We start from the raw sequence: 2043 nt of genomic DNA, 5'->3' as shown, positions 1-2043 counted from the left end.
CGCCACCGCCGGTCGCTCCGTCCGCCTGGCCGACGGGACGCAGGTGACCGTCGCGCCGCTCACCTCCCTCGACCGGGAGGCGGTACGCGACCTGCACGAGCGCTGCTCACCCGAAAGCCGCAGGTTCCGCTACTTCACCACGGCGCCCACGCCGCCGCCGCGACTTCGCGGCCTCGCCCCGGCCCACTCGCTGGTCGCCTGCCATGAGGACCGCCTGGTCGGCCTGGCCTCGCTCCTGATCACCGCCGACCCCGGCATCGCCGAGATGGCCTTCCTCATCGAGGACCGCCGGCAGGGCATGGGCCTCGGTACGGCGATGGCGCGCATGCTGCTGCGCGAGGCACGCGCCCGCGGACTCACCGAGGTACGCGCCACCCTGCTCTCCGACAACACCCGCATGCGACGACTGCTGATCGCGCTCGGCGCCGCGCTCGCCTACACCGACGAGCCGGGAGTGCTCACCGGCAGGCTTCCGCTCGGCGCCGTGACGACGCTGGCCACCGCATCCTGAACCCGGTGTTCAGTCGTCGCCCTCGCCGGAGGGGCGGTCCTCCCGGGGCGGCGACGGGTCGGCGGGCGCGCCCATCGCGTCCAGGCGCCGCTCGATCCGGTCGAGGCCGCGCTGCAGGCGTTCGAGGCGCTGGATCAGGCCGGGAGCGGCGAACGGCGGCGCCTGGGGGTGGGACGCGGACGGCTCTCCGGCCTCGGCCGGGGTGGTCCGCAGCACGTCGATCATCCGCTCCCGGAAGAGCGGCAGGCCGAGGCCGCTCTTGGTGAGCACCTTCACCGCCACCCCCTCACCGTCGCGGATCACGCCGAGCAGGATGTGGCCGGTGCCGATGTAGTTGTGGCCGAGCACCAGCGCCTCCCGCAGGGCGAGTTCGAGCACCTTCTTGGCCCGCGGGGTGAACGGGATGTGCTCCGCGGCCGGGCCCTCGCCGCGCCCGGCGATCCGCAGTACCTCGCTCCGCGCGCCGTCGAGGTCGATCCCCGCCTCGCGGATGACGACCGAGGCCCGGCCCTCCTCCTCGCCGATCAGGCCCAGCAGAATGTGCTCGGTGCCGATATAGCCGTGTTCCAGCGCTTTCGCCTCCTCCTGGGCGAGGACCACCACGCGGCGTGCACGGTCGGAGAATCGCTCGAACACGGGGAGCCTCCAGCGGGGCTGTGCCAAAATTCTGTGCTTCCACTATGCGCCACAGGCGCTGGCCCCGGGGGTATGGACGCGGGCGGCGCGCAAATTGTGGGTAGCTTTCAGGCGTGGATCTGGAAGAGGCGGCGGACCGGCTCTACGCGCTCGACCCCGACGACTTCACCGGGGAGCGCGAGTCGCTGGCCAAGTCGGCCAGGCAGGCCGGGGACGCCTCGCTGGCCAAGGAGATCGGCAGACTGCGCAAACCCACCGTGGCGGCGTGGGCGGTCAACCACGCGGCCCGTGCCGCGCCCGATGCGTTCGCCGAGCTGGCCGACCTGGGCGGCCGGCTCCGGGCCGCCTGGGCCGACCAGGACCCGGCCGCCATCGCCGAGCTCACCCGGGAGCGCGGGCCGCTCACCGCACGGCTGGCGCGGCTGGTGCGCGAGCACGCCGAGCGGGCGGGACGCCCGCTGACCGGCGGCGCGGCCACGGAGATGGAACAGACCCTCGACGCGGCCACGGTGGACGAGGGGGCCGCGCGGGAGGTACGGCGGGGGCGTCTGACCCGCCCGCTCAGCTACACCGGCTTCACCCCGGCCCCCGCCCCTGCGGCTCCGCGCGCCAAGACCGCGACCGGCAAGACGGCCGCCAAGCGGCCCGCGGGGAAGCGCCTCGAACGCGAGCCGGAAGACCGCCGCCGCAAGGAGCTTGAGCAGGCCCTGGCCGCCGCCGAACGAGCCGCCGAGGAGGCCGAGCGCGGCCACGGGGAATGGGCCGGCGAGCTCGCCGAGGCCACGGCCGAGCACGACCGGGCGGCGGCCAGGGTGGAGTCATTGACCCGGCAGCTCGCCGAGGCCCGCCAGAACCTCGCCGCCGCCGAACACCGCCGCGCCGTCGCCGCCCGGTCG

Annotated in this window: 1 protein-coding gene and 2 pseudogenes; 2 read left to right on the top strand and 1 reads right to left on the bottom strand. The window is 74.8% G+C overall.

The window, feature by feature from the left end:
- A partial coding sequence (locus C1I98_RS38295) for a GNAT family N-acetyltransferase (protein ID WP_146607909.1) occupies positions 1-511 on the top strand: 511 nt, incomplete at its 5' end.
- A 210-nt stretch (positions 512-721) separates the two neighbouring features.
- On the opposite strand, the pseudogene C1I98_RS38290 reads toward C1I98_RS38295, so the two are convergent.
- Positions 722-1147, bottom strand: a pseudogene (locus C1I98_RS38290) (Clp protease N-terminal domain-containing protein); the annotation flags it as partial.
- 113 nt (positions 1148-1260) lie between these two features.
- On the opposite strand from C1I98_RS38290, the pseudogene C1I98_RS38285 reads away from it, so the two are divergent.
- Positions 1261-2043 (top strand): annotated as a pseudogene (locus C1I98_RS38285) (hypothetical protein); the annotation flags it as partial.

It is taken from the genome of Spongiactinospora gelatinilytica (assembly GCF_003236385.1).
In the GTDB taxonomy this organism is placed as follows: Bacteria; Actinomycetota; Actinomycetes; order Streptosporangiales; family Streptosporangiaceae; genus Spongiactinospora; species Spongiactinospora gelatinilytica.
The sequence above is the reverse complement of the archived record's forward strand: the minus strand, read 5'-3'. Positions and strand labels throughout refer to the sequence as shown.